Below are 24623 nucleotides of genomic sequence, written 5' to 3'. Positions count from 1 at the left end.
CGGCTGCCTGATCGCATTCCTGGTTCCATTGAACCCGGTACTCACGTTCTCCGACTATTGAATCAGGTAAGAGGGTGTGAGGTCGCCACCTCGGGGTCGACTAGCGTGGCAACTGTGTTGACTTCCGCTGTTCTCGTCCCCTCGGCGCCGTTACTCGTGCCGGAATTGTCCGGTGATTCGGCCGAGTCTGCTCAGGTGCGCGCCGCGGCGACGGCCGCCGTGCGCCGGCTCTCTCACGAGGCGGTTCACTGGGTGGGCGTCGGTGTCGGCCCCGAGAATGCAGAACCCGAGAATGCAGGCGAACTCTGGCGATCGGGCGTCGGACGTGGGCAGATCGGTACTTTCGCGGGATTCGGCGCCGATGTCCGGACGTCCCTGGACGCGGATGCGGCAGGTGAACCGCTGCCATCTCTCGAACTGTGCGCCCTTGTTGCCGGCTGGCTGCGTGCCCGAGCGGACGTGGAGATCACCGTCGACATGCACGTCGTCAGTGCAAAGGCGTCGGTGAATGAATGTCGTGAATTCGGGCAGCAGCTGCGCAAGCAACTCGACAGCGACAACCGACCGCAAGGGCTTCTGATCGTGGCTGACGGTGCGTCCACGCTGACGGCAAAGGCGCCCGGAAGCTTCGACGAGCGCGCCGCTGGCGTGCAATCAGCCATCGACGATGCCCTGACCGCCGGTGACCCGGAGGCGCTTCTTGCTCTCGATCCGCAGCTCTGCCGGAGTGTCGGAGCCCAGGGGCGTGCGGCGTGGCAGGTCCTGGCCGGTGTCTTCATGGACTCGTCTCGGTCAACCACGACACGTTCGGTGGTCGACTACAGCGACGCGCCGTTCGGCGTCGCTTACCACGTCGGGACGTGGCGGCCGTGAACGTCCCTGAAGAACTTCGCCCGATCGCAGTTGTCGGTCCGACCGCGTCGGGAAAGTCCGATCTCGCGTTGGCACTGGCCGAAGAATTCGGCGGTGAGATCATCAACATCGACGCGATGCAGCTCTATCGCGGCATGGATATCGGGACCGCCAAACTGACGCCGGCCGAGCGTCGCGGGATTCCGCATCACCTGCTCGACGTTCTCGACGTGAAGGAGACCGCCACCGTCGCGCGTTATCAAAGCGACGCGATCGCGATCGCCGAGAATCTGATCGCGGAGGGCAAGGTTCCGGTGATCGTCGGCGGATCCATGATGTACGTCCAGTCCCTACTCGACGAATGGTCCTTTCCGGCAACGGATCCCGAAGTTCGCGCGAAGTGGGAGGCAGTGCTGGCCGACGGTGGGGTCGGTGCGGTGCATACGGCGCTTGTTGCTGCTGATCCGGTAGCGGCGGCGTCGATACTGCCGACGGACGGCCGGCGGATGGTTCGGGCGCTCGAGGTCGTCGAGCTGACAGGTCTGCCGTTCGCGGCCTCAGCTCCGCAGATCGGTGACCCTCGTTGGGGAACCCGCATTCTCGGCGTGGATCGGGATACGGAAGAACTCGACGCCCGGATTCGGTTGCGAACCGAGCTGATGTTTTCAGGCGGACTTGTCGACGAAGTCGCCGTACTCGTCGAGCAAGGATTGCGTGAGGGCGTCACAGCGCCGCGAGCCATCGGCTACGCACAGGTGCTCGCACATTTCGACGGTGAATACGATTTGGCCGAAGCACTCGAACGGACGTTCATCGGGACGCGGCGCTACGTTCGCCGCCAACGATCATGGTTCCGTCGTGACGCACGCGTGCACTGGCTCGACGGTGCCGATCCGGAGCTGGCTCGCTCGGCCTTCGCTGCCCTTGCAGATCGCGGCCTGTAACACGATCGTGCCGATCAGCTATCTCACAGTTAGCTCTTTCGCGATCCATTCGTTTCGCGATCGACGGACTGGAGGACAACGAACATGGCGCAGACCGGGACACACGCGCGACCGAGAGGCCGACGCGCGGGTCGGCTGCCGCTTCTCCTACTGCTCGTCACATTTCTCGCGGTCGGCGGGGTGCTCGTCTATTTTGCGGTGAGTGCGGCCGGGAAGCCCATCAGCGCACCTGTTCCCGAAGCACCCTTCGACGTGGGAGCTCCAACCGATCCAGGGGCGAGTTGGGCGCCTGCGCCAACGGATCTGCCGCCGAACACGCTTGCGATTCCCGATCTGGATGTGCGAGCCGACATCGTGACCAGTGGGTTCGGCGCCAACCGCGGAATGATCCTTCCGCATCCTGACAAGGTTTCGCATTTCACCAACGGCGTGCAGTTCGGATCTTCGGAGGGCACCAATCTTGTTGCCGGCCACGTCGACGACGGTGATCGCACGCACGGCGCCTTGTGGGCGCTGCACCAGATGAAGCCCGGAACACCGATCTACGTGAGCGACGACACCGGAACGATGTTCACCTATCACGCAGCGAGCCTGAAGCTGTACGAAAAGGTGGCTTTGCCGGCCGAGTTCTTTTCCGAAACGGGTGCGCCCAGGCTGGTCCTCGTGACCTGCGGCGGCGCAACCGTGCCCGACCCCTCGTTGCCGTCCGGATTCACGTACGAACAGAACGTCGTGGTCACCGCGTCACCTGCGTGAGTCGGTCGGTAGGTCCGGATAGGATGGCGACCATGGATTTCAGTAAGGGCCACGGCACGCAGAACGACTTCGTTGTTCTCCCTGACCTCGACGTTCGGGTCGATCTCGAGCCGGCGCGAGTTTCAGCGTTGTGTGATCGTCAGCGTGGCCTCGGCGCCGACGGCATCCTTCGTGTCGCCCGGGCAGGCGCACTTGCGGACGCGGGCGTGCTCGGTGCGCTGCCCGACGGCGTCGCTGCCGAAGACTGGTTCATGGACTACCGCAACAGCGACGGCTCCATCGCGGAGATGTGCGGAAACGGAGTTCGCGTATTCGCCCACTATCTCAAGGCCTCGGGCTTGGAGAGCAAGGACGAGTTCGTGGTCGGCAGTCGTGCCGGAGCGCGTCCGGTCGTGGTGCACGGCTACGACGCCACACATGGTGACGTGACCGTGGCGATGGGCCCGATCAAGGACCTCGGCACCAGTTCGGCAACAATCGACGGCCGCGTCTTCGCCGGCGTCGGCATCGACGTCGGCAATCCGCATTTGGCGTGTGTCGACGAGCACGTGACGGCAGAAGTTTTGAGTGCGCTCGATTTGAGTGTTTCTCCGGGCTTCGATCCGGGGTTCTTCCCGCACGGGGTCAACATCGAGATCGTGACGCCGATCCACGACGGTGGGGTTCACATGCGCGTACACGAGCGTGGCGTAGGCGAGACTCGTTCCTGCGGAACCGGAACGGTCGCAGCTGCGGCCGCGGCGCTGAAGTTCGACGGCCGCGACGAAGGCTCGGTGCTGGTGCGCGTGCTCGGCGGCGAAGTGCAGGTCACCGTCGAAGGCGGCGAAGGGTCGTTGCGGGGGCCCTCGGTTCTGGTGGCGAACGGGACGATCAGCGATGCCTGGTGGCAATCGCTCGTGTGATATCGCCCGCGGGAAATACGCCTGCAGGAAATACGGATGCACCGTGGCCAGGTTTCGTGGGACCATGGATCATGTATGACGAACACACATGAAAACGAAGAGTCCACCGCTCACGAGCAGTCCGAGTACGCGCAAGCCGAATACACGGCAGCGTCCGCATCGGGCAACCCGTCGACCGGTGAGATGCAACTCGCAGATCGCGGCGCCCTGCGCCGCGTGGCCGGTCTGTCGACCGAGCTCGAGGACGTCACCGAAGTCGAGTACCGCCAGCTTCGACTCGAAAGAGTTGTCCTGGTCGGCGTCTGGACGCAGGGAACTGCCGAGCAGGCCGAGGCGAGCATGACCGAGCTGGCCGCACTGGCCGAGACGGCCGGCTCCGAGGTCCTCGAAGGACTGGTTCAGCGCCGCGACAAACCCGACGCTGCCACCTACATCGGTTCCGGCAAGGCTCAGGAACTGCGCGAAGTAGTCCTGGCGACCGGCGCCGACACCGTCGTCTGCGACGGTGAGCTGACGCCGGCGCAGCTCACGGCGCTGGAGAAGATCGTCAAGGTCAAGGTCATCGACCGGACGGCTCTGATTCTCGACATCTTTGCTCAGCACGCCACGTCTCGTGAGGGTAAAGCCCAGGTGGCTTTCGCTCAGATGGAATACATGCTCCCGCGTCTGCGTGGTTGGGGCGAGTCGATGTCGCGCCAGGCCGGTGGCCGTGCCGGCAGTAACGGCGGTGTGGGCCTGCGTGGTCCCGGTGAGACGAAAATCGAGACGGACCGTCGCCGTATTCGTGAGCGCATGGCAAAACTGCGCCGCGAGATCAAGGGCATGAAGGCCGCTCGCGACACCAAGCGGACCCGTCGACTGCAGAGTGACATCCCGTCGATCGCCATCGTCGGATACACCAACGCGGGCAAATCGAGTCTGCTCAATTCGCTCACCGGATCCGGTGTGCTCGTGGAGAACGCGTTGTTCGCCACCTTGGACCCGACAACTCGCCGCGCCGCACTCGACGACGGCCGCGAGTACGTACTCACCGACACGGTCGGCTTCGTGCGACACCTTCCGACTCAGTTGGTCGAGGCATTCCGCTCGACTCTCGAGGAAGTGACCGACGCGGATCTGCTTCTGCACGTCGTCGACGGTTCGGATCCGTTGCCGACAGAACAGATCAAGGCTGTGCGGGAAGTCGTCACCGATGTTCTGCGCGAGACGGATTCGAAGGCTCCGCCGGAGTTGATCGTGGTCAACAAGATCGACGCGGCAGATCCGGTTACCTTGACGCAACTACGTGGTCTGCTGCCTGGTGCCGTGTTCGTCTCGGCGCGGACCGGTGAAGGAATCGCTGAACTACGAGCACATCTCAGCGAGGTGCTGGTTCGGCCGGAGGTCGAGGTCGACGTGCTGGTGCCGTACACGCGCGGTGATCTGATGGCTCGAATCCACTCGGACGGAACGATTTTGGAATCGACTCACGAAGAGGCGGGAACGCGGGTGCACGCACGCGTGCCACAGATGTTGGCCTCGGCATTGGTGGAGTACGCACCTAGTGCGTAGTTTCGGGGTCGTGGTCGCGGTGCTTGCTGCGACTACGGCAACCGCACTGCTTCCCGGAGCGCTCGCACAGGCGTCGTCGTTCGAGCCGAGCGAGTTCGCCCCACTCTGTACACCTACCGATCCTGCGCTCCAGGAGTTGTCGGGGATGGTCGTCGTCGACGATCGGATCTACGCGATGGGTGACGGTGGCAGTGACGACTTCGTATTCGAAATGGACCTGAACTGTGTTGTCCAGAAACAGATTCCGGTTCCGATCGATCCATACGACGTCGAAGATCTTGCGGTGAGTGGTCGGACGCTCGTTCTGTCGGATACCGGCGACAACCTCCGAACCCGCGACACGGTGGCGTTCATCACGATGGACCTCGATTCCGGTGACGGTACGTTGCACCGCCTCACGTACCCGGACGGCGCGCACGACACCGAATCGATTCTGCTCGACCCTGACGGCCATGTGTTTGTCGTGACCAAGGAATTGTTCGGCTCCAGCAGTGTCTACACACCCGTCGGGGATCAGAAACTGAGTGACTTGGCGCAACCCGGCCCGACGCCGCTCGAGCGCGTCGGAGCCGTATCTCTCGGACCGGAGAAGCCCGTGTCGGTGATGTTCACCGGGGGAGCGGTGTCGTCGGACGGTTCGGCGATCGCGCTTCGGAGTTACTCCGATCTGTACCTGTACGAGGTCGTGGACGGCGGAATCGGCGCGACGCTCACCGATACCGAACCGTTGCGGATCCCGCTCCCGACGGAGCCTCAGGGCGAGGCTGTGGCGTTCAACGACGCGGGCGATGTTCTGATCGGATCGGAATCTGCCGGCGGAGCTTTGCCGCCGGTTCACGTGATGCGCGCGCTCGTGGAAGCGACCGAATCGACGGCAGTCTCTTCTGGCGATTCGGTCGGCGTCGGGGTCGATCCATGGACATTCGTGTGGGCCGGATTGGTCGCGGCAGGATGCGCGCTCGGAGGTGTGGCGTTCGTGAGATCTCGACGACGCCGCTGATTCCCGCCAGTTCCACGAATTCGCAGACTGCCGGTAGATGTGGATACTGGAACGAATGCACGGGCATCAACTCCTGACGCGGCTCTCGCGTATGTCACTCGAGCACGGAAACATCACCGCAGCGCTGCTCGTTGGTTCCGTCCTCGTCGGCGTCGGCACGCTGCTTTTGCTTCGTTGGTTGCCGCGTCGGGCCGTGCTTGTCGCACTGGGCTTGTCAGTGGTCGGGTCCGCCGGCGGCGCGATGTTCGTGTGGCTCAGTTATCGACCGTTGCCCGCGCAGCTACCCCTGTCGAGTTTTGTGTGGATAGCGTTGGCGATATTCGGAGTCATCGGCGCGGCGCTTGTTCTCCTTCGGCGTCCAGGACTGGCCCGCGGCCTTTCCGTGACGGTGTTGGCCGGTCTGGCCGCGATCGTCGCGGTGGGTCAGGTCAATGCCCAGACCGGCACTTACCCCACGCTCGGATCACTGGTCGGGCACTGGCCGGTCGGCTCGGTCGAGCACGTTGCTTTCGATTCACTCCCCGGGGCCGAACCTCGGCTACAGCGGGGACTTCCCACCGAAACTCATTGGGAGGTTCCGGTGCGGATGCCGAGCAACGGCGTCGTGACGGAAGCGTCGATTCCGGGAAACATCTCGGGTTTCGACGCGAGGCCGGCGACGTTGTATCTCCCGCCTGCCTATCTTGCCGATCCACGTGCGGAGTTGCCCGTCCTGGTGTTGGTGGCGGGTGAGCCCGGCAGCCCCAGTGACTGGCTGGACAGTGGCCGGCTCGCGACCACCGTCGACGCCTATGCATCGAGGCATTCCGGGCTTGCTCCCGTGGTGGTGGTGCCCGACGCGTTGGGGGACTACGACGCCAACCCCGGCTGCATGGATTCTGCGCTCGGCAACGTCGCGACGTATCTGGACCAGGACGTCCCGAACTGGATCGAATCGAACCTTCAAGTGAATCCGGACGCTGCGCAATGGGCTATCGGTGGGTTTTCGTACGGCGGGACATGCGCGATCGAAATGGCCGTGAACTTCCCGGACCGATACCCGTCGTTCCTGGACTTCTCCGGCCAGGACGAACCGTCGACCGGTGACCACGAGGACACTGTGGCTGCGATGTTCAACGGCGACGAAGACGCTTTCGACGCGGTCAACGCCCGAGACCTGATGGCGCAGAATCGGTATCCGCAGTTGTCTGGTGTATTCGTCGCGGGTGAAGACGACGACATCTACCGCCCTCAGCAGGAGATCATGTTCGAGGCTGCGCGCGCCGCCGACATGAACGTGGACTACTACACCCTTCCCGGTGGGCACTCGGGTGATGTGTGGGGCACTGCTCTGGAACTCGAAATGGACTGGCTGGGCCGGACACTCGCACTGACTCCGTGAGAGTGTCCGGCCCGCTACACAGCACCGACTGACATCAGGTCAGGCGTCGAGATCAGCGGCTACCAGTTCGGCGACCTTGGCGAGTGCGTCGGCGTCGTCGGACTCGATGGTGACTTCGGTGTCCTTGGCGGCTCCGAGCGTCATGATCATCAGGGCCGAACCTGCATCCACCGGTTCGCCGTCGGCGACTGCGAGGGTGACCGTGGCGCCGGAGGCTCCGACTGCTTCGGCGATGAGAGCGGCGGGGCGGGCGTGGAGGCCGACTGCGGAACCGACGGCAACTGTCTTGCTGGGCATGGGATCTCCTCGTTGTGAATCTATCGGTGCGGACGTTGTGGGGTCTTTGGGCGGATTTGGTGACAACAGTGGTGACTGCAGCGTTGCTTGCTGTCGATCATGCCGCAGCGGGCACGATTTCGGGGTCGAGTTCGGCATCGGACGGCCCCTTGCGGAAGAACTCCTTGGCTCCGACGACGGCGAGCGCAGCTACCACGGTTCCCGCGGCGAGCGAGACCAGGAACCAGCCGATTCCGCCGACTGCGAAGAAGACGAAGATCCCGCCGTGCGGGGCGCTGAGAGTGACGTCGAAAGCCATGATCAGCGCACCGGTGACGGCGCCGCCCGCCATCATCGAGGGGATCACGCGAAGCGGGTCGGCAGCGGCGAACGGAATCGCGCCCTCGGAGATGAATGCCGAACCCAGCAACCAGGCAGCCTTTCCGTTCTCACGTTCAGCTTCGCTGAAGAGCTTGGGACGCAGCACCGTCGAGGCAAGTGCCATGGCCAGTGGCGGAACCATACCGGCAGCCATGACTGCCGCCATGATGCGCAAAGTGGCCGGGTCGTTGACGTTGAGTCCGGCTACAGCGAAGGCGTAAGCCGCCTTGTTGACCGGTCCGCCGAGGTCGAAGCACATCATCAGGCCGAGAATGATGCCGAGGAAGATGGCCGAGCTGCCGGACAGTCCGTTGAGCCAGTCGGTGAGACCGGAGGTGATCGCAGCGAGCGGACGACCGAGGACGATGAACATCAGTGCTCCGACAACCAGCGTCGCGAACAGCGGAATGATCACCACCGGCATCAGGCCCCGCAGCCACTGCGGGACGGCGATCCGGCCGATGTAGAGCGCGACGACGCCGGCGATGAGACCACCGACCAGGCCGCCGATGAATCCGGCACCGACAAACACGGCGACCGCGCCGGCTGTGAAGCCGGGAGCGATGCCAGGCCGGTCGGCGATAGCGAAGGCGATGTAGCCGGCCAACGCGGGCACCAGGAAGCTGAATGCCAACGAACCGATCTGGAACAGCACTGCGCCGAGATAGGTGGCCAGACCACCGTCGGGAAGGTTGGTGATCGAGTTGTTGAGAACGATGTCCTTGGCAGGACCGGAGATCTCGTATCCGCCGAGCAGGAAGCCGAGTGCGATCAGCAGACCGCCGGCCGCGACGAACGGGATCATGTAGCTGACACCGGTCAGGAGGACCTGACGGAGGTGGGTGCCGAACCCTACGGAACCGGCATCGGAATCCGCGGCCGCGGCGGCGGTGCCGTCCACGGTGGCGGCGGCGGGATTCTCGGAGGCGCGCAACGCTTCTGCAAGCATCTTGTCCGGCTCGTTGATCGCCCGCTTCACACCGGAAGCGACAACGGGTTTGCCGGCGAACCGTTCGCGGCCCTTCACTCCGACGTCGGTGGCGAAGATGACCGCGGCGGCTCCGGCGATGACCGAAGGGTCAAGGGGGGTGCTTCCGCTCGAGCCCTGCGTTTCGACGTGAACCTTGACCCCGGCGCGTTCACCCGCGGCGACGAGTGAGTCCGCAGCCATGTAGGTATGAGCGATTCCGGTCGGGCACGCGGTGACCGCGACGATGTGACGCTCCGCGGGCGTTGGGGCCTCCTCGGTGGAGTGTTTCCCAGTGGAAACAGGAGGAGTGGGTGTGGCTGCCGCAGCCTTTGCTGGAGCATCCTTCGGCGCGGGATTGAGTACCTCGTCGACCAGTCGCACGATCTCGTCCGGCGTCGACGCCTCACGAAGCGACGTGACAAACGCGGGTCGGACGAGCGCTCGGGCCAAGGACGAGAGCAGCTTCATGTGCTCGGCTCCGGCGCCTTCGGGTGCCGCGATCAGGAACACCAGATCGGCGGGGCCGTCGGGTGCCCCGAAATCGACCTTCGGATCCAGTCGAGCAAATCCCAGGGACGCGGACGAGACGGCCTCGGCGCGGCAGTGGGGAATGGCGATTCCGCCCGGCAGTCCGGTCGCGGACTGCGCTTCGCGAGCGAGTGCGGCAGCGACCAGCCCCGCGGCGTCGCTCGCCCGTCCCGCTGCAGTCAATCGCGCTGCGAGAGAACGAATGACATCTTCCTTGGTCGTACCCAGGTCGGTGTCGAGTGAGATCAGTTCGGGACTGATGATCTCGGGGCCGGAACCGCCGGCTGCGTTGGTATCGGACATGTCAGGTTCCTTAGGGCGTCAGGCGAGTTCGGTGGGGACGGGGATGGGAGAGGAGGCATCGGCTGCAGATACCGAAACCGCTGCCAGATCGATCTGTTCGGGCGTGGGAAGAGTTGTGCCGGGAAGGGAGGCAGCGGCGCTTCCGTAGGCGACCGCGTGACGTAACCGCTCGGATTCCGAGCCGCCTCCCGCTTCGGCGAGGATGTAGCCGGCCAGCGACGAATCGCCTGCGCCGACGGTACTGACTGCGACAATCGGGGGAGCGGTGGCGATCCACGCGCCGTCGGCGGTGACGAGGACAGCACCTGCTGCGCCGAGCGTGGCGAGCACACTGCCGACGCCGCGGTCGACCAATCGCTGCGCCGCCGTGATCGCAGGCCCGGGATCACCGTTCTCGGCAGCACGTTCGAGGACGTGGCCGTCGACGCCGGTCAGTTGTGCGAGTTCCTCGCCGTTGGGTTTGAGCAGGTCGGGTGCCGAGTCGGGGAACGCTTCGGCGAGTGCCGTCAGCGGGGCGTCCGAGGTGTCGACCGCCACCTTGCACGGGTGATCGCGCAGTGCCGCGACGAGTTCGCCGTACCACCCGAGCGGAACGCCGGGGGGCAGTGAGCCGGACAGCGCGAACCACAGTGCGGTATCGGCGCGAACAATCAACTCCTGTGCCAGGGCGTCGAGCGTCGAACCGGACAGCGTTGCGCCGGGTTCGTTGATCTTCGTCGTTGTCCCGTCCGGTTCCGCAATGGTGATGTTGGTGCGAGCCAGACCCGTTGTGGCGACACCGATGTGGGGAATCCCACCGGCTGCCAGCGCCGAGAGCAGAGGGTCACCACCGTTTCCCGGTAGAACCGCGAGCACGTCGAGGTCGGCTGCGGCGAGAACACGCGCGACGTTGACCCCCTTGCCGCCGGGGTCGCTGCGAGTGGAGTGGGCACGTAGGACGGAGCCTCGTTCGAGCCGTTGCTCGAGTTGCACGGTCCGATCGATACTCGGGTTGGCTGTCAGTGTGACGATCATGCGATCACCACCTCGATTCCGTGGTCGTGGAACTCGGATGTGTCTGAGGGACTGATCTCTTCGTCGGTGATGAGGACGTCGATGCTGTCGAGCGGGGCGAAGCTGATCAAGTGCTCGCGGCCGACTTTGGTGGAATCGGCCACCACCACAACGTGATTGGCGGCTTTGACCATTGCTCGTTTGACGGCGGCCTCTTCGCTGTCCGGAGTGGAGAGTCCGTGCCCGACGCTGATCGCGTTCGTTCCGATGAAGGCGACGTCGACTCGCAACGTGCTCAGCAGGCGTAGGGCGTCCTCGCCGACCACGGCTTGAGTCACCCCGCGTACTCGACCGCCGAGCAGTATCAGGGAAATCGAGTTCATCGATGCCAGGCGTGCGCCGATCGGGACGGAATTGGTGACGGCTGTGAAGTCGTTCTCGGTCGGCAGTTCGGGGATCATGCGGCCCGTGGTCGTGCCCGCGTCGAAGATCACGCTGCCGCCGGTGGGAGGGAGGTAGGTGACCGCGCAGCGGGCGATCCGGTCCTTCTGTTGCGCGCGGGTCTGATCGCGTTCCGCCATGCCCGGTTCGGTGACGTGGAGGGATCCGGTGGGAACGGCGCCGCCGTGTACACGCCTGATCTGTCCGATCCGCTCGAGGAAGGCCAGATCGCGACGCACGGTCTCGGTGGTCACACCGAAGGTCTCCGACAGAGCCGCCACGGACATGCGTCCGCGCTGCGACACCATGGTGCCGATCGCTTGTTGGCGTTCTTCCGCGTACACGTGCTCTCCGATTCCGAAGTGTGATCCGACGGTGCGTTGTGGATCACAGTGAATGTTGCTTTATGTTGTTTTACGCCCGAGTGTGTTGACATGTCAAGACTTGGGAGTAATCTTCGTCACAACGAAGGTGAGGGCTTTACGCGCTCGAGGTGATCCGGTGAGACACCGGGCCCATCGCTCAAGGAGGACAGATGACCGAACAGCTCAACCGAATCACCGTGCACGGCACCCCCGTGGTGCCTGGAATCGCCTACGGCCCGGCGATCTGGCCGTCCAGCCGACCAGAACTCGTCACCGATGCGCCGGCACTCGACGAGGCCGATCGAGAAGCCGCCGTGGACGCCTTCGTCGCAGCGGCGAAGGCTGTCGAGAACCGCCTTCTCGGACGGGCCGCCGAAGCTACCGGCGCGGCCGCAGAGGTTTTGCAGGCCAACGCGGCGATGGCAGCTGATCGTGGCTGGATCGGGGCGGCCAAGAAGTCGATCGCCGGCGGAGTGCCCCCGGTGCAGGCTGCGATCGCGGCGACGGAGCAGTTCGTGGTGCTGTTCACCAAGGTCGGCGGTTTGATGGCCGAGCGCGTCACCGACCTCGAGGACATCCGCGATCGCGTGATCGCCGAACTCTCCGGATTACCCGAACCTGGAGTTCCGATGCCCGAGACACCGTCGGTGCTGTGCGCGGACGATCTGGCTCCTGCAGACACCGCGGGCCTCGATGCATCCAAGATCATCGGACTCGTGACCATTTACGGCGGCCCGACCAGCCATACGGCAATCATCGCGAGGCAGTTGGGCATCCCGTGCATCGTCGCCGCGAAGGAATTGGAATCCATCTCGGCAGGAATACCGATTCTGATCGACGGAACAACCGGCGACGTGATCGCGGAGCCGGATCCCGGGCACGCGCGTGAACTGGTCGAACAATCCCGGATCGATCGCGAACGCGTCAGCACCTGGACCGGACCGGGCCAGACGGCGGACGGCCGGCCGGTAGACGTTCTCGCCAACGTTCAAGACGGCGCGGGCGCTCGCGCCGCGGCGTCGACTGCTGCGGGGGGCATCGGGCTCTTCCGGACCGAACTCTGCTTCCTCGGCCGTGAGACCGAACCGACCGTAGACGAGCAGGCGGCGATCTACGCCGAGGTTCTCGAGGCCTTCGCAGGAAAGAAGGTCATCATTCGCACGTTGGACGCGGGTTCGGACAAGCCGCTCAAATTCGCCAACCATCAAGAGGAAGCGAATCCGGCACTCGGCGTTCGTGGGGTCCGAATCGCCTGGCAGGACATGGGAATTCTCGACCGCCAGCTCGACGCGATCGCGGCAGCCGCGGCGTCGACTAACTCGTCCCCGTGGGTCATGGCACCGATGATCGCCACCCCGGCCGAGGCGAAACGTTTTGCCGATGCGGTGCGGGCACGCGATCTTGTTCCCGGTGTGATGGTGGAGATCCCGGCGGCGGCGCTGTTGGCCGACCAGATTCTCGAACACGTCGAATTCCTCTCGATCGGTACCAACGACCTCGCTCAGTACACGATGGCCGCTGATCGGATGTCCTCCGAACTCGCCGACCTGACCGATCCATGGCAGCCCGCGGTGCTCGCCCTTGTCGCACGTACGGCCCAGGCAGGTCAGGCGGCAGGCAAGCGCGTCGGCGTCTGCGGTGAGGCGGCCGCCGATCCACTGTTGGCGTGTGTTCTGGCCGGACTCGGAGTTTCCTCGCTCTCCTGTGCTGCGGCGTCGGTCGCGGGTGTGGGAGCGAAGGTCGGGTCAGTCACCATGGCGCAATGTGAGGCGGCTGCGGCGGCGGTGCTGGCAACCGGTGATCCGGTGGCAGCGCGCAAAGCGGCGGCCGACGCAATCAGCTGAACTGGTTTCGTTGGTCTCGGTCGGAGACCGAGCGCCTGACCTCTAGTATTTCGACCTGTGATCGAACGAGAAACAATGACCGGGGCCGGCGGAATCGGCTGGACTGTCCACGGAGACGGCAAGCGGATCGCCGACGGAGCCGTCGTGGCGCCGGACGAACGACTGAGTTGGCCGCGCACCATCGGAATCGGGATGCAACACGTCATCGCGATGTTCGGAGCGACACTGCTCGTTCCGACCATCACCGGCTTCCCCGTCACGACGACGCTGCTGTTCTCGGGTATCGGCACCGCGCTGTTCCTGCTCATCACCCGGGGCCGGATCCCCAGTTATCTCGGTTCGTCCTTCGCGTTCATCGCCCCGCTGACAGCGTCGGCAGGATCGGGCCCGGCCGCGCAACTCGGTGCCGTCATGGCCGTCGGCATCGTGTTGATGTTGATCGGCGTAGCCGTACGTCTGATCGGCAGCCGGGTCATCGACGCCGTCATGCCGCCGGTGGTGACGGGAGCTGTCGTCGCGCTGATCGGTCTCAACCTCGCTCCGACGGCGGTCGGCTCCTTCGAATCGCAGCCGCTGATCGCCACGGTGACGCTCGTTTCGATCCTGCTGGTCACGGTCGTCGGTCCCGGGCTGCTCGGCCGGCTGGGCATTCTGGTAGGCGTCGTGATCGGCTGGGTCTTCGCCGCGGTCATCGGCGGACTCGACAGTGAACGAGTGTCCGCTCTGCGCGAAGCGGACTGGTTCGGGCTGCCGAGTCTGCACGGACCGTCGTTCGACTGGTCGGTGATCGTGCTCGCGCTCCCCGTGGTCATCGTTCTGGTCGCCGAAAACGTCGGACATGTCAAAGCGGTGTCCGCCATGACTGGTAAGTCCCTCGACGATCTGGCCGGCAATGCACTGTTTGCCGACGGTCTCGCCACTACCTTGGCGGGCGCCGGTGGCGGATCCGGAACCACCACGTATGCCGAGAACATCGGTGTCATGGCAGCGACGCGTGTGTACTCGACCGCCGCGTACTGGGTAGCCGCCGCTACCGCTGTGATCCTGGCATTTTCGCCCAAATTCGGCGCACTGGTCTTCACGGTTCCGAACGGCGTCATCGGCGGCGCAACGATGGTTCTCTACGGCCTCATCGGCATTCTCGGTGTGCGCATCTGGATGGAAGCGAAGGTCGACTTCACCGATCCGGTCAACCTCACGGTCGCCGCGGCGGCGTTGGTCGCCGGCATCGGGAACTTGACGCTGACCATCGGTTCGGTCGAGTTGGGCGGCATCGCCTGGGGATCGATCGGCATCCTCGTCGCGTACCCGATCATGCGATATCTCGCCAAATTCCGTACTTCGAGTAACAGATAACCGCTACAGTCACGAATCGTGATCGTTCGGGTCATCGACGGGTATCGCAACAGGTTCTACCGTCGGAGGCAGTGACGTGGGCCCGCGCACTTCGGCGTGCCCAGTCTCAGCGAATACACCCCAGCGGGTACGTCCCCAGCGGGTACATCACTGAAGTGCCATATATCGAATTGCAAGGAGTCGGCGTGGAGCGCACCCTGTTCGAACCGGAACATGAACTCTTCCGGGAGTCGTACCAGAAGTTCTTGGCACAGCACGTGGCACCGAACCACGAGAAGTGGGAAGAGCAGAACATCGTCGATCGTGACGTCTGGGTCGAGGCCGGAAAGCAGGGCTTCCTGGGAACTGCGGTCCCTGAGGAATTCGGCGGCGGCGGTGTCAAGGATTTCCGCTACAACGCGATCATCACCGAGGAAACCACCAAGGGTGGGTTCAGCGGTATCGGCTTCACGCTGCACAACGACGTGGTGGCACCGTACCTCCTGGAGTTGAGCAACGAGGAGCAGAAGCAGCGTTGGCTACCCGGATTCGCGTCGGGTGAGCTGATCTCGGCGATCGCGATGACCGAACCGGGTACCGGTAGCGACTTGCAGGGCATCAAGACGAAAGCGGTTCGCGACGGGGATCACTGGGTCCTCAACGGTTCGAAGACCTTCATCACCAACGGAATCAACGCCGACATCATCATCGTTGTCGCGTGCACCGACCCGGACAAGGGTGCTCAGGGCTTCAGCCTTCTCGTGGTCGAGCGGGACATGCCTGGCTTCGAGCGTGGACGCAACCTCGACAAGATCGGCATGAAGGCTCAGGACACCGCCGAACTCAGCTTCACCGACGTACGCGTTCCCGCTGCCAACCTGCTGGGCGAAGAGGGAATGGGCTTCTTCTACTTGATGAAGAACCTTCCCCAGGAACGACTCTCGATCGCCGTCGTTGCCGCTGCCGCAATGGAATCGGTTCTCGAGAGCACGATCCAGTACTGCCGCGACCGCAAGGCATTCGGCAAGTCGATCGGCAGCTTCCAGAACACCCGATTCGTACTGGCCGAATTGGCAACGGAGACCACGGCAGTGCGCATCCTGGTGGACAAGTTCATCGAGCAGCTCAATGCCGAGAAGCTGACCGTGCAGGAAGCTGCGATGGCGAAGTGGTGGACCACCGAAGCCCAGGTCAAGCTCATCGACCGCTGCCTCCAGCTGCACGGAGGCTACGGCTACATGAAGGAATACCCGGTTGCAAAGGCGTACATGGACTCTCGTGTGCAGACCATCTACGGTGGCACAACCGAGATCATGAAGGAGATCATCGGACGTTCGCTGAATCTCTGATTCGGGTGATGGACCGCTGATCGTCACGAAAAGACTCTGGGCCCCGGCTGATGCCGGGGCCCAGAGTCTTGTGATCGAGGGTGCGAGCGAACTCAGATCTTCCGCATGACGGTGACAACCTTGCCCAGGATGACGGCGTTGTTGCCGGGAATCGGCTCGAAGAGTTCGTTGTGCGGCATCAGCCACACCTCCTTCTTCGTACGCTTGAACGTCTTCACGGTGGCTTCGCCGTCGATCATGGCGGCCACGATGTCACCGTTCTCCGCGACGTTCTGCTGACGGACGACAACCCAGTCGCCATCGCAGATCGCTGCATCGATCATCGACTCGCCGACAACCTTGAGCATGAAGAGCGAACCCTGGCCGACGAGTTCGCGGGGGAGTGGGAACACGTCCTCTACCGCTTCCTCGGCAAGGATCGGTCCGCCGGCAGCGATGCGACCCAGGATGGGGACGAACGCCGGCTCCGGTAGCGGGTCGGCACTGTTGTACTCGCCGGAATGCTTTGACACCGACGCGATGGCGGTATCGGCCGCAACCTCGTCGAGACCTCGAACATCGACTGCGCGAGGGCGATTGGGATCGCGTCGAAGGAAGCCCTTGCGCTCCAACGTTCGCAGTTGATGTGCGACCGACGACGTGGAGGTGAGCCCCACCGCATCACCGATCTCGCGAATGCTCGGCGGATACCCGCGCTCCGTCACCGAATCGCGGATGACTTCGAGAACGCGCCGCTGACGCTCGGTGAGCGTCTCGCTCGACGGAGACGGAACTGCAGAAGCTCCTGCCTCCGCGGCTGTGCTGGAGCGATCGTCCTTCATGGCCTGTTGCCTCCGTGTCTGAAGAAGTCGTGTCTGAGAAAGTGCCTGGTGCAAATCGCGCAGAAACCTGTCGGTGCCTCCTGCCAACATTCGAGCTGTCGACAAACACGGAGGCTTTCGCAATTCCCGCTGTGTGGTCTGACACGAATCTAGCCGGATTTGCTCGCGGTTTCAAACATCTGTTCGATTCGTGTCGCTTGAAGTAGAGACATTGTCGGCCAGGCGTGGTAGAAATTCGAACATGCGTTCCATCGAACGCATGATCGAACACATCGATCGGTGTCGACCAGCGGAGGTCACGATGGGTAACGCAGCACTGAGAAGCAACAGGGTTTTCGACGACGCGATTGGTGATGACGCGATTGGTTTCGACGGCACGTCGGCGTTGAAGTACCACCCCTCGTTCTATGGGCCCGATGGTGGATCCGACGCTGACGGTGTGTCGTTCGAACGGCGCGGCACGGCCGAAATGCGGGGCGTGGCCAGGTATGTCGACAACGAACCGCAGGCGGCCGTCGTTCGTCGTGTTCCGGCGGTTGGCGCGGTTTCAGGTTCGCGTTCATTGCGTGAATCTCCTCGCCGGTGGGACGGCGAGCACGATTCGTCACGCCCGTATGGAGGAAGTTTCGCGCACCGAAACAGAGTCGGTGTCTCACGGGTCGAACATGAAGTGGCTGCCGAGGACGTCAGTTGGAAGACAGTGTTCCTTGGCGCCGTATTCACTGCACTGGCAGTGTTGGCGTTGGTGGGGATCGGCGCTTTGTCGAGTGGTGATGTCGCTGCGACAAACGGTGCGACCGAAGTGGTTCGTGTTGCTGCGGGTGAATCCCTCAGTGATATTGCTGCCAAGGTTGCGCCTGGCCAGGCTGTCGGCTCGGTGATCGAGCAGATCATGGATCTCAATGCGATGTCGAGTTCCGGACTGTCCGTTGGGCAAACGCTGATCGTGCCGGCCTCGGGCCGCTGACCGTACCCCGTGCCAGGCGGGGGCGTACCGAGCGTGAGAGCAGTCGGTTCACAGCGAGTAAGCTGTCCACTTGACAGTCCCACCACCTCGGGTGGTCGCGTTGAGTACGTGGATCTGCTCTGTAAATCGTCGGAGGATTTGCAGTCGGTAGTGAATCTGAGTTGCGGCCATTTCGGCGACAACGAAGGAACCCCGATGCATTGCCCGTTCTGCCGGCACCCTGATTCCCGAGTGGTCGATTCGCGCGAGGCCGACGAGGGCCAGGCGATCAGGCGGCGCCGTTCGTGCCCCGAGTGTGGCCGCCGATTCACCACGGTTGAGACGGCAGTTCTCTCGGTTGTGAAGCGCAGCGGCGTGACGGAGCCGTTCAGCCGAGAAAAGGTGGTCAAAGGAGTGCGTCGCGCATGCCAGGGCCGCCAAGTGGACAACGATTCGCTGAATTTGCTGGCCCAACAGGTCGAAGATGCCGTACGTGCTTCGGGTTCTGCCGAAATTCCCAGCAACGAGGTAGGGCTCGCGATTCTCGATCCGCTTCGAAATCTCGACGAGGTTGCATACCTGCGATTCGCATCGGTGTACAAGTCCTTCAGTTCTGCCGCGGATTTCGAACGTGAGATCACCGACATGCGCGAACATGCCGAGACCCGTGCTGCCGACAAGGCTTCCGGCGCCGAGACCGTATCCGTCGACTGAGGCCTTTGCCTTAGATAACGCTGAGAGCACAAAGCGGCCGTAGGTAACGCTGAGAACACAAAGCGAACAATCGAACAAATCGGGCAAGTTATTCGCTTAGTGTCGACCAAGTACGTTCGTCCGCATCTCGGATCTTCACGGAGGCGTTATGAACTTAGTTGCAGTTCTCGGAGTCGTGAACAGCCTGGTAACCCTCGGGTTCGCCAACACTGTTGCCACCTTTGGTGGTTTCCTCACCAACGTCAACATTCAGACAATCTACTGATCGCGCAATTCTCGCCGAACGTCAACGCTTGATCGCTTCGATAGCTTTCAGGACTCGCTTTTCGGAAATCGGTGTGGGTGTACCGAGGGACTGCGCAAACAGGCTCACGCGCAGTTCTTCGATCATCCAGCTGATCGAGTCGACATCTCGAGCAGTGCGACGCTCTTCGGGAAGTGAACTCAACAACCGGTCGTACGCTGCGTACACCCGGTCGAGGACGTCCATCGCCTGCTGATCTCGTTGTGCACTTGCGGGTAGAGCTTCGAGACGGAATTTTGCTGCGGCAAGATACCGCGGCAAATCGCGTAGGCGGGCCGAGCCCAATTCGGCGACAAATCCCGGAAACAGCAGTGAGGTCAACTGTTCTCGGACGTCGTCTGCTGCTTCGCCGCGGGAGCGGTCCAGAACGACGCTCAGTTGGTGTGCTTGTTCGAGGATCGGAACAATCATGCGCAGGATCGCGGAGACGCGTCCGGCCAGTTCGGAGCGTGCGATCTTCACCAGGGCGTCGAACGCCTCAGGCGTGCGTACCGGTCCGCCGTGGGCAGCTATCACTTCGTTGGCAGCTGCCACCCGGCAATCTTCGACGAGGGCCTCCAAGCCGCCGTCCGGATTCTGGCCGAGAGCCAGACGCTGAGTGTTCGACAAGCCGGCGGTCACGGCCTTGAGTTGGGTGGGAACGGCCGCGAGAAGAAGCGCCCGAGTGCCTTCCCGCATCGCCTGCGCCTGCGCAGCCGGCGTACTCAGGACACGAACGGCAACTCCGCCGTTTTCCGGCACCAGTGCTGGGTAGCCGGTTACCTGCTGTCCGCCGATGGAGCGAGTGATGGTCGGTTCCAGCGCGCCGAGCGTTTCGGATGTCCAGACGGTTGCCGCTGCCCGTTCGGTACCGGTTGCCGCCTTGGCCACTTCCTTCTGTACGCGCGGGGCGAGCGTGCGTCGTAGCTGCGCCAGATCCTTACCCTTCGCGAGAACCTTGCCCGATTCGTCCTCGACGACAAATGTCATCCGAAGATGGTCGGGCAGCGCGGCGGGATCGAAGTCCTTGGCGTCGATCTGGATCCCGCCCAAGTGCGAGAGTTCGCGGGCCATTGCGGTCATCAACGGCTCGGATCGAGGTTTGACTGCTGCCAATGCTGCGGCGGCGTAGTCGGGTGCGGGCACGACAGCGCGTCGGATGTTCTTGGGCAACGTCTTGATCAGAGAAGTAACCAGATCGACGCGCATACCGGGGACCAACCAGTCGAAGCCGACCGGCTGAAGTTGCGCGAGCAGGCCGACCGGGATGTGCGCGCTGACGCCGTCGTCGTCCTTTCCGGGCTCGAATTGGTAAGTGAGCGGAAACTGCATGTCGCCCTGGCGCCAGGCGTCCGGGTACTCGCCGCCCAGTACTGCAGCCGCGTCGGAGTTGACCACCGTTTCCGGCGTGAAAGTCAGCAGACTCGGATTCTTGCGTCGCTCGGTCTTCCACCACTGGTCGAAATGCTTGGCGGATACGGCTTCCTGGCCGATACGTTCGTCGTAGAACTCGTAGAGAGTTTCGTCGTCGACGAGGATGTCGCGGCGGCGCGCGCGGTTCTCGAGTTCCTCGACGTTGTCGAGCAGTGCACGGTTCTCGTGGAAGAACTTGTGGTTCGTCTGCCATTCGCCCTGCACGAGCGCATGGCGGATGAAGAGATCGCGAGAGGCCTCGGGATCGATTCGTGAGTACGTCACTGCGCGGCCCGTCACCAGGGGAACTCCGTAGAGAGTGACCCGCTCGTATGCCATCGCCGAACCGCGCTTGGAGGACCAGTGCGGTTCGGAATAGGTCCGTTTCACCAGGTGTGGGGCGAGTTTTTCAGCCCACTCAGGTTCGATGCGCGCTGACATGCGCGCCCACAGCCTCGACGTTTCCACGAGTTCGGCGGCCATGACCCAGCGTGGTGGCTTCTTGAACAGTCCTGATCCGGGGAAGATCGCGAAGTGGCTGCCCCTGGCGCCCAGGTAGTCCCGCTTCTCGCCCTCGCGTAGCCCGATGTGTGAGAGCAAACCGGCGAGGAGTGACTGATGGATCGCGTTCTCGCTTGCGGGTGTCTCACCCACGGTCCAGCCGAGGCCGCGGGTGATCTGCCGGAGTTGCCCGTGCAGATCCTGCCATTCGCGGATGCGGAGCCAGTGCAGGAACTCGTTCCGGCACATCTTGCGAAACTGGTTGGAGGACAGGTCGTTACGTTGTTCCCGTAAGTAGTCCCACAGTTTCAGGTATGCCAGGAAGTCGGAGTTCTCGACATTGAACCTGGCGTGCTTTTCGTCGGCGGCCTGCTGGAACTCGGCGGGCCGCTCGCGAACGTCCTGGATGGACAACGCCGCGACGATGACAAGGGTTTCGTGAAGGCAACCGTTGTTCTTGGCTTCCACCAGCATTCGTGCCATCCGCGGATCCACCGGAATCTGGGCCAGCTCGCGGCCGACCGGCGTCAGTTCGGGGTGGCTTGCCTCGGAACCTCGCGCGATGGCGCCGAGTTCTTCGAGCAGTCCGATTCCGTCCTTGACGGCGCGCTGGTCCGGCGGTTCGACGAAGGGGAAGGCAGCGATGTCGCCCAGACCGAGGGCCGTCATCTGCAAGATGACGGATGCGAGATTGGTCCGCAGGATTTCCGGCTCGGTGAACGCCGGCCGTGACTCGAAGTCCTCCTCGGAATACAGGCGGATGCAGATTCCTTCGGCGACGCGGCCGCAACGCCCGGAACGCTGACGAGCTGACGCCTGCGAAATGGGCTCGATCGGCAACCGCTGAACCTTGGTGCGCACCGAATATCGCGAAATGCGTGCGGTTCCCGGATCGACGACGTACCGAATGCCGGGAACGGTCAACGAGGTCTCGGCCACGTTGGTGGCAAGGACGACGCGTCGGCCGGTGTGCGGCGAGAACACTTTGTGTTGCTCGGCAGCAGACAGCCGCGCGTACAGCGGGACGATTTCGGTGTTGCGAAGACGCCGATCGTGTAAAGCGTCTGCGGTGTCGCGAATTTCGCGTTCGCCGGAGAGGAAGACCAAGATGTCGCCTTCGCCCTCCGCGCTCAGCTCGTCGACCGCCTCGCAGACCGCGTCGACGGGATCGCGGTCGAAGGTGATGTCGCCGGACTCGACGGTCAGTGGCCGGTAACGCATTTCGACGGGGAATGTTCGACCGGATACCTCGACGATCGGCGCAGGCTTACCGTCGACAGCGAAGTGCTTGGCGAAGCGTTCGGGATCGATGGTCGCCGACGTGATGATGACCTTGAGATCGGGTCGGCGGGGGAGCAGCTGAGCCAGGTAACCGAGGATGAAGTCGATGTTGAGGCTACGTTCGTGCGCTTCGTCGATGATCAGCGTGTCGTAGCGTCGGAGCATACGGTCGCGCTGAATTTCGGCGAGGAGAATGCCGTCGGTCATGAGCTTGACGTAGGTGCGGTCCGAGACCTGGTCGGTGAACCGCACGGTGTATCCGACGGCGTCGCCGAGTTCGGTGTCGAGTTCTTCGGCGATACGTTCGGCAACGGTGCGTGCTGCCAGTCGGCGAGGCTGTGTATGTCCGATCAGGCCGCGGACGCCACGTCCGAGTTCGAGACAGATCTTCGGGATCTGAGTTGTCTTACCCGAGCCGGTCTCGCCGGCGACGATGACAACCTGATTCTCCGAGATCGCGGTCGCGATGTCGTCCTTGCGCTGACTGACGGGCAGAGCTTCCGGATACGAGACTGCGGGAACATTGGCGGAGCGTGCCGCCAACCGTGCGCGCGCCGTTTCAATTTCCTCGGCCAGCGCCACCAAAGCGTCTGGTGTGCGGGCACGGTCGAGTTTGCGACGGAGTCGACTCTCGTCGCGGAGTGAGACCTGCGCCAGCGCGCTCTTCAGGTCACTCCGCTTGGGGGAGAGTGGGGCCGGTGGTGTTGTAGACATGCTGATGACAGCCTATCGAACGCGTTCACAACTACCGCTCGCAGATCGTTTTGATGTGCAAATATCGACCAGTGACGACAAATACCGCAAATGAGGCAGTTACACCGGTCGCGTCGACGCCTGTTGCCGTGCGAGTACTTCGCTTGTTGTTCGCGATTTACGGACTCACGGCGCTGCTGTGGATTCCGATTCGAAACGCCGACGGATTCTCGTTGTCGAACTATCTGAGCTACTTCACCATCGAGAGCAACATCCTTGCGGTGATCGTATTGCTGGTCGGCGCCCTTCGGGATCCGCAGTCTCGGACATGGCAGTCGGTTCGCGGTGCGGTGACGCTCTACATGGTGATCACCGGAATCATCTACGCCGTTCTACTGGCGAACATCGACGTCAATTTGAACGACGCGTGGATCAACTCGGCGCTCCACCGCATTCTTCCGCTGGTGATGCTCCTCGACTGGGTGTTCTTCGCTTCGAGGCACAGGATCTCCGAAATCCGCTCGCTGCAGTGGCTGCTGTTTCCAGTGATCTACGCGGTGTACACGTTGATTCGAGGGCCGATCGTCGACTGGTATCCGTATCCGTTCATGGATCCTCGCCACCAGGGCTATGTGGCCCTGTTCATCGGATTTGTCGTACTGGGCATCGCGATGGCCCTGATGGCGTTGGCGGTCAATGCCGTCGGACGGCTGCGAGCCGGGCTACGCGGACGGAACGCTGCGAAGTCCTAGTGGATTGCCGGAGGCGAGCACCTGCTCGAGGCGGTCCACGTTCGGGTGCTTACCGGGGTTGGCCCGCGCGTCCTCGGTGTGTTCGGCAAAGATCGTCAGTCCTGCCGAGGCGGCTTCGGGTGTGAGCGCGCCGTAGACCTGAGCGAGATGGTTGTACACCTTGACCGAGCCGGACTTTCCGGGCTTGTTCTCGACGGTGTCGATGACGGTTCCGTCGGCGTCGAGTACCTCGATGGCGGCCAGATGATCGATGGTGGGCAGTGCGGCGAGATTGTCGGCAAAAGTCATGGTCGACAGATTACGTGTGTACCCGGAAATGCCGGTGCCCGGCGAGCGCCGTCGTCCGCCGATTCCCGGTGTCGATATAGTCGCAGCACATCGTTTGCACACCAGCATCGTTTGTATTCGAAGGGGACAATGATGGCTTCGGCATTGTGGCACGGGTTCGCGGACATGGGCGCTGTGGAGAAGAACGGCGCGTTTGTCGTCTCTCGCGGTGAGGGCGCGTACATCTGGGATTCCGAGGGCACTCGGTATCTGGATGCGACGGCGGGCCTGTGGTTCACCAATGTCGGGCACGGGCGCACGGAGATCGCGGATGCGGTGGCGGCTCAGTTGTCGAAGATCGCTCATTTCTCGAATTTCGGTGATTTTGTTCCCGAGACCACGCAGGTGTTGGCGGAGCGGTTGGCGACGATCGCGCCGGTTGCCGGGAGCAAGATCTTCTTCACTTCGGGTGGTTCGGATTCGGTGGACACTGCGGCGAAGCTCGCTCGCCGGTACTGGCACGAGGTGGGGCAGCCGGAGAAGGCGATCATCGTCGGTCGTCAGAAGGCGTACCACGGAATGCATGTTGCGGGAACAGCTCTGGCGGGTATTCCGGTGAACCGTGAGGGTTACGGCGAGCTGATGGCGGATGCGGCGACGGTCGGTTGGGATGATGCGAAGAGTCTGCTCGAGTTGATCGAGAGGATCGGTGCGAACAAGATCGCGGCGTTCTTCGCGGAGCCGATCATCGGTGCCGGTGGGGTGTATCTTCCGCCGGAGG

Annotated in this window: 21 protein-coding genes; 14 read left to right on the top strand and 7 right to left on the bottom strand. The window is 63.2% G+C overall.

Annotated features, from left to right (window positions below; genetic code table 11):
- Nucleotides 1-114: 114 nt before the first annotated feature.
- The 7 genes from QMA15_RS15710 (at nucleotide 115) to QMA15_RS15680 (ending at nucleotide 7386) form a co-directional block, all read left to right on the top strand.
- Entirely contained in the window at nucleotides 115-873 is a 759-nt protein-coding gene (locus tag QMA15_RS15710) for a class III extradiol dioxygenase subunit B-like domain-containing protein (RefSeq protein WP_020907527.1), read from the top strand.
- The gene (gene miaA, locus QMA15_RS15705) at nucleotides 861-1796 is read left to right on the top strand and encodes a tRNA (adenosine(37)-N6)-dimethylallyltransferase MiaA (protein ID WP_060938481.1); all 936 of its coding nucleotides are present in this window, start codon (nucleotides 861-863) and stop codon (nucleotides 1794-1796) included. The genes QMA15_RS15710 and miaA overlap by 13 nt, the downstream gene beginning before the upstream one ends.
- Before the next feature lie 84 nt (nucleotides 1797-1880).
- Nucleotides 1881-2552, top strand: coding sequence for a class F sortase (locus tag QMA15_RS15700; protein WP_020907529.1), 672 nt, complete (start codon nucleotides 1881-1883; stop codon nucleotides 2550-2552).
- 32 nt (nucleotides 2553-2584) lie between these two features.
- Nucleotides 2585-3454, top strand: coding sequence for a diaminopimelate epimerase (gene dapF / locus QMA15_RS15695; protein ID WP_031331591.1), 870 nt, complete (start codon nucleotides 2585-2587; stop codon nucleotides 3452-3454).
- A gap of 75 nt (nucleotides 3455-3529) precedes the next feature.
- Nucleotides 3530-5005 carry a GTPase HflX gene (hflX, locus tag QMA15_RS15690; RefSeq protein WP_003942213.1) on the top strand — a complete coding sequence of 492 codons (1476 nt, stop codon included), beginning with the start codon at nucleotides 3530-3532 and terminating at the stop codon, nucleotides 5003-5005.
- On the top strand, nucleotides 4998-6005 hold the full coding sequence (locus QMA15_RS15685) for a hypothetical protein (protein WP_020907531.1): 1008 nt from the start codon (nucleotides 4998-5000) through the stop codon (nucleotides 6003-6005). Before hflX ends, QMA15_RS15685 begins: the two co-directional genes overlap by 8 nt.
- 55 nt (nucleotides 6006-6060) lie before the next feature.
- Complete coding sequence (locus QMA15_RS15680) at nucleotides 6061-7386, top strand: alpha/beta hydrolase-fold protein (RefSeq protein ID WP_258955545.1); 1326 nt, start codon at nucleotides 6061-6063, stop codon at nucleotides 7384-7386.
- A 39-nt stretch (nucleotides 7387-7425) separates the two neighbouring features.
- Here QMA15_RS15680 and QMA15_RS15675 read toward each other — a convergent pair whose 3' ends face one another.
- The 4 genes from QMA15_RS15675 to QMA15_RS15660 form a co-directional block, all read right to left on the bottom strand.
- On the bottom strand, nucleotides 7426-7683 hold the full coding sequence (locus QMA15_RS15675; protein ID WP_003942144.1) for an HPr family phosphocarrier protein: 258 nt from the start codon (nucleotides 7681-7683) through the stop codon (nucleotides 7426-7428).
- 97 nt (nucleotides 7684-7780) lie between these two features.
- A complete protein-coding gene (locus QMA15_RS15670; protein WP_021344069.1) occupies nucleotides 7781-9844 on the bottom strand; it encodes a fructose-specific PTS transporter subunit EIIC in 2064 nt (687 codons plus the stop codon).
- An 18-nt stretch (nucleotides 9845-9862) separates the two neighbouring features.
- Complete coding sequence (locus QMA15_RS15665; RefSeq protein WP_021344070.1) at nucleotides 9863-10858, bottom strand: 1-phosphofructokinase family hexose kinase; 996 nt, start codon at nucleotides 10856-10858, stop codon at nucleotides 9863-9865.
- Complete coding sequence (locus tag QMA15_RS15660) at nucleotides 10855-11622, bottom strand: DeoR/GlpR family DNA-binding transcription regulator (protein ID WP_020907535.1); 768 nt, start codon at nucleotides 11620-11622, stop codon at nucleotides 10855-10857. The genes QMA15_RS15665 and QMA15_RS15660 overlap by 4 nt, the downstream gene beginning before the upstream one ends.
- Before the next feature lie 191 nt (nucleotides 11623-11813).
- Here QMA15_RS15660 and QMA15_RS15655 point away from each other — a divergent pair, with 191 nt between their 5' ends.
- The 3 genes from QMA15_RS15655 to QMA15_RS15645 all read left to right on the top strand — a co-directional run bounded on the left by QMA15_RS15655 (nucleotide 11814) and on the right by QMA15_RS15645 (nucleotide 16171).
- Nucleotides 11814-13487, top strand: coding sequence for a putative PEP-binding protein (locus QMA15_RS15655; RefSeq protein WP_019748212.1), 1674 nt, complete (start codon nucleotides 11814-11816; stop codon nucleotides 13485-13487).
- A gap of 75 nt (nucleotides 13488-13562) precedes the next feature.
- A complete protein-coding gene (locus QMA15_RS15650; protein ID WP_020907537.1) occupies nucleotides 13563-14843 on the top strand; it encodes a solute carrier family 23 protein in 1281 nt (426 codons plus the stop codon).
- Nucleotides 14844-15028: 185 nt separating this feature from the next.
- On the top strand, nucleotides 15029-16171 hold the full coding sequence (locus QMA15_RS15645; protein ID WP_019748214.1) for an acyl-CoA dehydrogenase family protein: 1143 nt from the start codon (nucleotides 15029-15031) through the stop codon (nucleotides 16169-16171).
- Nucleotides 16172-16263: 92 nt separating this feature from the next.
- Here the strand turns inward: QMA15_RS15645 and lexA are convergent, their stop codons facing one another.
- Nucleotides 16264-16992: a transcriptional repressor LexA gene (lexA, locus tag QMA15_RS15640; RefSeq protein WP_020723648.1), complete on the bottom strand. Its 729-nt coding sequence runs from the start codon at nucleotides 16990-16992 to the stop codon at nucleotides 16264-16266.
- 241 nt (nucleotides 16993-17233) lie between these two features.
- Between lexA and QMA15_RS15635 the strand changes: the two genes are divergently transcribed.
- Nucleotides 17234-17959 (top strand): LysM peptidoglycan-binding domain-containing protein, encoded by a 726-nt coding sequence (locus QMA15_RS15635; protein WP_021344074.1) that lies wholly within the window; start codon nucleotides 17234-17236, stop codon nucleotides 17957-17959.
- Nucleotides 17960-18154: 195 nt separating this feature from the next.
- The gene (gene nrdR / locus QMA15_RS15630) at nucleotides 18155-18652 is read left to right on the top strand and encodes a transcriptional regulator NrdR (protein WP_020907539.1); all 498 of its coding nucleotides are present in this window, start codon (nucleotides 18155-18157) and stop codon (nucleotides 18650-18652) included.
- A 286-nt stretch (nucleotides 18653-18938) separates the two neighbouring features.
- On the opposite strand, the gene hrpA is transcribed toward nrdR, so the two are convergent.
- Nucleotides 18939-22844 (bottom strand): ATP-dependent RNA helicase HrpA, encoded by a 3906-nt coding sequence (hrpA, locus tag QMA15_RS15625; protein WP_290285280.1) that lies wholly within the window; start codon nucleotides 22842-22844, stop codon nucleotides 18939-18941.
- Between the two features lie 53 nt (nucleotides 22845-22897).
- Between hrpA and QMA15_RS15620 the strand changes: the two genes are divergently transcribed.
- Nucleotides 22898-23575, top strand: coding sequence for a Pr6Pr family membrane protein (locus tag QMA15_RS15620; RefSeq protein WP_290285278.1), 678 nt, complete (start codon nucleotides 22898-22900; stop codon nucleotides 23573-23575).
- Here the strand turns inward: QMA15_RS15620 and QMA15_RS15615 are convergent.
- Nucleotides 23546-23863 carry a DUF2322 family protein gene (locus QMA15_RS15615; RefSeq protein ID WP_020907542.1) on the bottom strand — a complete coding sequence of 106 codons (318 nt, stop codon included), beginning with the start codon at nucleotides 23861-23863 and terminating at the stop codon, nucleotides 23546-23548. The two genes, QMA15_RS15620 and QMA15_RS15615, sit on opposite strands and share 30 nt — an antisense overlap.
- Nucleotides 23864-23995: 132 nt before the next feature.
- On the opposite strand from QMA15_RS15615, the gene QMA15_RS15610 reads away from it, so the two are divergent.
- Nucleotides 23996-24623, top strand: a 628-nt coding sequence (locus QMA15_RS15610; protein ID WP_290285275.1) for an aminotransferase class III-fold pyridoxal phosphate-dependent enzyme, incomplete at its 3' end; no start/stop codon positions are given.

It is taken from the genome of Rhodococcus sp. APC 3903, assembly GCF_030407755.1.
Taxonomy (GTDB): domain Bacteria; phylum Actinomycetota; class Actinomycetes; order Mycobacteriales; family Mycobacteriaceae; genus Rhodococcus_F; species Rhodococcus_F erythropolis.
Note: the sequence above shows the minus strand (reverse complement) of the source record. Positions and strands in the feature narration are given on the sequence as shown.